Here is a 5,998-nt window from a genome sequence, read left to right as displayed (position 1 = left end):
GTACATGGCTTTCATTATTATATGTATATTAATATTAAAAACTAATTTCCGGGTAGCTGGATGCCGCGCCAGCCGCTTACATCGCATTGGCCATATTCATTATCACCCACAGCAACCACCGTGCCGTCCGATTTAAGCCCGACGGTATGGGCACAACCCGCCGCAATCGCTACAATATCGCGCCAATCACTTACATTACATTGGCCATACTCATTCCAACCCACAGCCGCCACAGTACCGTCMGATTTAAGGCCGATGGTATGATTACTACCCAACGCTATCGCCACAATACCGCGCCAGCCGCTTACATCGCATTGGTCATGTTTATTCAAACCCACAGCCGTCACCGTACCGTCCGATTTAAGACCGATTGTATGAAGAYAACCCGCCGCGACCGCCACAATATCGCACCAGCCGCTTACATTACATTGGCCATACCGATTATTACCCACAGCCGTCACCGTGCCTTCCAATTTAAGACCGATGGTATGCCAGTCACCCGCCGCGACCGCCACAATATCATGCCAGCCGCTTACATTGCATTCACCTTCATTATTTCGGCCCACTGCTACCACCGTGCCATCCGATTTAAGCCCAATGGTACGACGCCAACCCGCCGCAACCGCTACAATATCGCGCCAGTCGTTTACATTGCATTGGTCATGCTTATTCCAACCCACAGCCGCCACAGTACTGTCAGATTTAAGACCGATTGTATGAGCATTACCCGTGTTAGTCGCCATATGAACATTACCAGCCACGACCGCCACAATATCGCGCCAGCCGCTTACATCACATTGGCCATATTTATTATCACCCACAGCCGTCACCGTTCCGTCAGATTTAAGCCCAACGGTATTACGACGACCCGCCGCTATGGTATCTTTAGGCCAGTGTTTCACCTTTAACGCCGCCTGTCCGAGCCAATCACCTTCAATGTTCACTTGTTTATCACCTTCTATTTTTGATTACATATTCCACTAATCTGCCAGTTAGAGTAATAACTCCCCGCTAATTCAACACGATTCCGAACCCCACACTCAAAAGGAGCACGGAGACCAGACCTAAGATAACTCCCAGTGCCAACGATTTAAGCGTAAACCAGCGGAATTGCCCCGGCTCTGTTTTATCGATTTTGTGAATGYGGTACAGGATGGCCGCGTTACCCAATAAGGTAAAGATTAAAACTAGAATAGCCATAATCGTCCAAAATCCAGACACATCCCGAATTTGCATGGGATCGTCATCCCTTATACGAGTAAAAGCCACTAATTGATTCCCTAGTAAGAACGTAAAGGCAAATAGTCTCACAATTCGTCCATTTCGATCTTGCTTCTTGCCTAACTTTTCCCGTTCATATTCCGCAATTTCACGCATAAACCGGGGGCCGTGCATGAAGAGCAGATGCTTCGGGAAAAAGAGGCTCCAAAATTCAAAAAGCAATAAGGCCCCATACAAAAAAACGCCTACAAGATAAGCGTCCGAAGGCGACGGCTCTAGAACAAGTAAGAGACCGCCGGATAATGGGATGAGGATGCAAATACATGCATTGATGAAAATGATTTGTTTCACGCGCAAGGATTTAAGTCTACTCGTGTCCATGGCTGGCACACTCCTATCCGGTCCATTTTACAGTACCGCCCCATTTTACCATATGCAGGAATTTTAGAGGATAGGAGATTAGTCAGGGCCTGATGGAGGGGCGGGGGCCTAATTTCTCCTCAAAAAGTGTAACTTTGACGCAACAACTTCGCACCACTCCAGCCTTCAGCACGTAACAACTCGCACCACTCGCACCTTATTTACTGGTTGACAACTTTATTTCATTCCCGACTCGTCGCCTTGCGCGTCCATAAATTGCAAAAAAAACCAACATGCATAAATTGGTGGCTATCTTAAAATAAAAATCTTGTTGAGCAAACCTGCTCGTCAGCTTAGGACGGATAATTTTAAATAAATTTACTTGGGTCAAGCAATATCCAAATAAATAAAGCGATATTTAAAACAGATATAAATAAACCACCTACAAGATAACCTTTATATGATTTCTTTTCCTTTTTCAAATAAATCATAAGTGGAATTAAGTAAACCCATTGGTAAAAACCAATAAATACTCTATTTATAGTGAAAACACCATCATCAATTATGTTGATTAGCATCAGAACATGTGTAACAAAATAAAAAATGATTAGATAAACAAAAGTCAAACCAAAATTCAGAGCAAACCTGCTATTTAACACATTCCCCCCTCTTTTCTTGTAGTCTAATACAAAAAGACATTTACACAAATCTGATTTTCGTGATGAATTTTACTGAATTTACCTCCATTTTCACATGTAGAACCGCATCCCAATGAAAAAAGTTTAACAACATTATTTAACAGGTAATAGTACTAAATATTCGTAGTACCAACTAAAGGGTTTCGTACCTATCCGTGTATATTGAGTTATCCTGCCCGTTAGCTTAATTATGCGTTAACCTTAACTGGCTTGGTCAATAATCAAAATTACATTTCCTTCAGAATCAATTACGTGAAACCCAAAGGATTGAGCACCGAATTGTGCTACCTCTTCATCAACTTTAGCACCTCTTAGCTTTAATTCTGAGTGAGCTTTATGAATATCAGGAGCTTGGAAGCTAAACACAGCCCCATCAACTATTGGCTTATGTTTTTCTCCCCATTCCATCAACAAAAGTCTACTGCCATTTTCCATCACTAAATCAGATAGCCCTAATACGTTTAAGTACCAATCCTTGGCACGCTTTTCATCTTCACACGAAATATAAAGGTCAACAATGCGATTTTTAATGAGTGTCAAGAAATCATCCCCTTAACCAAAATGTTTGATGTTATTTCTTCGACTGGTTACCTATATTTTCCTGTATGAGAGCTATATTTTTTCTGATAACTGCCCGTTAGCTTAATGAAGGCGAATGGCCCGATGCGTGAATATGGTGTCATCTGAAGTTATTGCCTTCGAAGGCACACTTTCTAATGAATATTCGATTAGCTTCTATACTCTAAATTGTCATTAATATAACTTTCTATGTGTTGATAGTAACTTTCTATGTGTTGATAGAATTGTCTTCCATAGTCATTTATAAGTTTTGGATAATTTCTTATATCAGCCATTCTCAAAAGATTTTCTTCTTCGTTTTCTGTATATTGGCTTGTCGGGACACTTCTCTTATGGAGACTTATCATTAAAGTTTTTATCTCCTCATTCTCGAAACACCTAACTCCAAACATAACCATATTATGCTGATCTGTGTATCCATTATAAAAATCAAATACAAGAAATTCYTTACTATCATCTTCTTGTCTGAAGACTAAAATGTCACCTTTACCTCCCCTCGTAACTCCATCACCATATGAGTCATACTTGTTCAATAAATAATAATCATCAAATCTAATACCTAATATTTCCTTAATCTTTTTTACTTCGTAAGCATTCTTACCTGTAACTTCAWCACATAAATAATAAATTGGTAGTACAAATGATATTTCAATTATTTTCATCAAGTGAGATACCCCTCGAATTTAATAGTTCTTTGCAATAATTTCAGATAACGTCTTTTTTGCGAACTTCGTAAATTCGCCATGACTTAAGTTATTCGCGAAGTCATTCAACTATCCTGCCCGTTCGCTTAGCGACGATGGCAGTATTTTAAAAAACTTTATTATAAAATTTAAACGACATTATTATAAATTCAAACAACTTTATTATCAGACAACAACTGCCGCTGTTTTATTGAGCTATCGTTCTCCGTTGCTTAATGACAACCAACTCCAAATTGGCGACCTGCTCTATGTTAATTATTCTGCTCTCTTTACCTGTTTATATATTATGGTTTTTCATATTTGTCAGTTATTCTCCAGCTTCCATTTTTCAGTTTTACCTTTAATTGCATTGGAACTCTTGATGAACCATATTTGACTTCCATTGTGTTTTTGTCTAATCCTTTGTATGTATATTTAATCCAAATGGTACCTGAGTAGAAAAAGTGTAATCCAAATCCCATATTCGTTGAGTAAACTATTAGATCATCCTGGCTTGATGAACTTGATGGGTATATTTCTTTTCTATGAAACTTATTTAATGCTGATTCAGTCACTTGTTTATACACTATTTGATTGTCCTTCTCTGGATGAAGATATATTGTTCTCAATGTTGCTTTGACACTGATTAACATCCAAATATTGAATGCTAAATATATCACAATAAAGAAAAGACCTATCAGAGTCATCAATTTTTTATTTTTCATCATTACCTCCCCTAACATAATTGGTTATTGTATATACGCATATTTTGTTTTGCGACATCCTGCCCGTTAGCTTAACGTTCTTGTGTTCACGACGTCGAAAGACTTAAGGGCTGATCAGATCATTACACCGGTTCGCGAAGTGAGATTAGTCTTGCAGATCTGTCCGGCTGATTCTACTACCTGACTTCTCAATTTCGGCCATACCAAGGAGCGTTAGCGACGCAGCGTGAATATGGTGTTATGTGAAGTTACTGCCTTCTTCGAGATTCCTAAGTCTCTTTATATCCGTTACATTAATTAAGTCGCCCTTAATTTCTCCTATTTTTTCTTTGATTTTATTAATAATATCGGTGGGCGCAAAATCACCCATTACCAAATAATTCACATCTAATTCCGGAAGTTTATGGTGCATTCCCAAAAGCGTAAATTCCTTTCCTTCAAAAGTTACAAATAACGCCTTATAAATGTACATATTCTTCTTGTTTTCGTATTCATATTCCTTAAAATGGCCGCGTATTTTGACTCTGTTATCAGGCTTTGAACCTTTTACTTCGTGCTTTATCCACAGACTATTTATTTCATCTATATTTAATTCATTATGCTCCATCATGTATCGCCAATCATTAGATTTAGGAAAATGATCAATCGAATCCTTAGTGTAAAAATCTAATTTTTCTTGATTCAAATCTTCTTCGTAATTGTCATCATGTTCAGAAATTACACCTATATTTTCTTCTCCACATTTCTCAGTATGATAAGCTAGGAATTTAAAAGAATCTATGATGTCAAAGTTACCCCAGCCCCATGCTTGGCGGGAATAAAAGCCACCTATTCTATTACACTTCTTGCACTTGAAGTAGTAGTAAGTAGACATTGTTGTATTTCCCTTCTTAATAAGTTTGCTGTAATTTCACAAAACGTCATATTTGCAAACTTCGCAAACACCTCAATATTTTACATATTCGTGAAATGATTAAACTATCTTGCCCGTTAGCTTAATGAAATGAGCAGGCTACCTCAGTCTGCTTAACAATATTTGTTATTGAACTAACGTCTCCCGTTAGTTAATGGACGGTCACTTCGTAACCAGGAATCCCTCCATAATCTCTTTAACACGCTCATCATGAAATTCGTGTTCTGTGACATAGAAAAGTAATACATTCCGTATTTGATATTTGCTGTGCGTTTCCACACTTGCTTCTGCTGTTTTATCWTCAAAATCCTTTAGTCCTTTTTCAGTCTCATGACTGGAGGAATAGACATAAAAGCTGATTAATTGATTTTCATTAATTGTATAAGCCTCGGGTTTGACACCATTCAAAGTCCTTAAAAATACATTTTCTGGACTTAATCCATTTGGCATAGTTAACGGAATATTGTACCTCTCAAATGCATCTTCAATCTCTTCTGCCGTTATTAGTATTTCATCATTCGTGCTTGCACCTTTCGTGCACCCTGTTGTTATGAAACACATTAACAATAGAATCATCATAACATTTCTCAATCATTTCCCTCCTTCGTAAATATCCCATAAATTAGGACGCTAAATTATAAACGAATGTTGCACTAACCTGCCCGTTCGTATTATGAGGTCACCAGATCTTTCTGGTGGACCTCATTTTTGTGTGGTCGTAAGATAACGGTAGCCGGGGATAGAACGTACCTGCCCGTGGGACTTAGATCCCGAGTGCTATTCTGTTCATCCCCCCTACTTGTTCAACCATGGTTAGGC

At 38.6% G+C, this 5,998-nt stretch carries 8 protein-coding genes; all 8 read right to left on the bottom strand.

The genetic code is table 11. The features are described from left to right. Positions 1-41 precede the first annotated feature (41 nt). The 8 genes from AC1DWN_RS25605 to AC1DWN_RS25570 all read right to left on the bottom strand — a co-directional run bounded on the left by AC1DWN_RS25605 (position 42) and on the right by AC1DWN_RS25570 (position 5,770). Positions 42-938 (bottom strand): RCC1 domain-containing protein, encoded by an 897-nt coding sequence (locus AC1DWN_RS25605; protein ID WP_477561721.1) that lies wholly within the window; start codon positions 936-938, stop codon positions 42-44. A gap of 73 nt (positions 939-1,011) precedes the next feature. Continuing rightward, positions 1,012-1,602: a hypothetical protein gene (locus tag AC1DWN_RS25600; RefSeq protein ID WP_477561720.1), complete on the bottom strand. Its 591-nt coding sequence runs from the start codon at positions 1,600-1,602 to the stop codon at positions 1,012-1,014. A gap of 347 nt (positions 1,603-1,949) precedes the next feature. Further along, positions 1,950-2,240, bottom strand: a complete 291-nt coding sequence (locus AC1DWN_RS25595; protein ID WP_477561719.1) for a hypothetical protein — start codon at positions 2,238-2,240, stop codon at positions 1,950-1,952. A 240-nt stretch (positions 2,241-2,480) separates the two neighbouring features. Next, entirely contained in the window at positions 2,481-2,819 is a 339-nt protein-coding gene (locus AC1DWN_RS25590; RefSeq protein ID WP_477561718.1) for a VOC family protein, read from the bottom strand. A gap of 188 nt (positions 2,820-3,007) precedes the next feature. Beyond that, positions 3,008-3,520, bottom strand: coding sequence for a hypothetical protein (locus tag AC1DWN_RS25585; protein WP_477561717.1), 513 nt, complete (start codon positions 3,518-3,520; stop codon positions 3,008-3,010). A 326-nt stretch (positions 3,521-3,846) separates the two neighbouring features. Next, positions 3,847-4,269, bottom strand: a complete 423-nt coding sequence (locus AC1DWN_RS25580; protein WP_477561716.1) for a hypothetical protein — start codon at positions 4,267-4,269, stop codon at positions 3,847-3,849. A gap of 235 nt (positions 4,270-4,504) precedes the next feature. Continuing rightward, positions 4,505-5,140, bottom strand: a complete 636-nt coding sequence (locus AC1DWN_RS25575; RefSeq protein ID WP_477561715.1) for a hypothetical protein — start codon at positions 5,138-5,140, stop codon at positions 4,505-4,507. Between the two features lie 201 nt (positions 5,141-5,341). Then, positions 5,342-5,770 carry a hypothetical protein gene (locus AC1DWN_RS25570; RefSeq protein WP_477561714.1) on the bottom strand — a complete coding sequence of 143 codons (429 nt, stop codon included), beginning with the start codon at positions 5,768-5,770 and terminating at the stop codon, positions 5,342-5,344. Positions 5,771-5,998: the final 228 nt, after the last annotated feature.

The sequence above is a fragment of the Paenibacillus sp. P4_A7 genome (assembly GCF_056402455.1).
This window is presented reverse-complemented; position numbering and strand designations above follow the sequence as displayed.

Excerpts from the sequence above, each read along its gene's own strand:
- AC1DWN_RS25580 (WP_477561716.1), bottom strand. The coding sequence starts at position 4,269 with ATGATGAAAAATAAAAAATTGATGACTCTGATAGGTCTTTTCTTTATT.
- AC1DWN_RS25575 (WP_477561715.1), bottom strand. The coding sequence starts at position 5,140 with ATGTCTACTTACTACTACTTCAAGTGCAAGAAGTGTAATAGAATAGGT.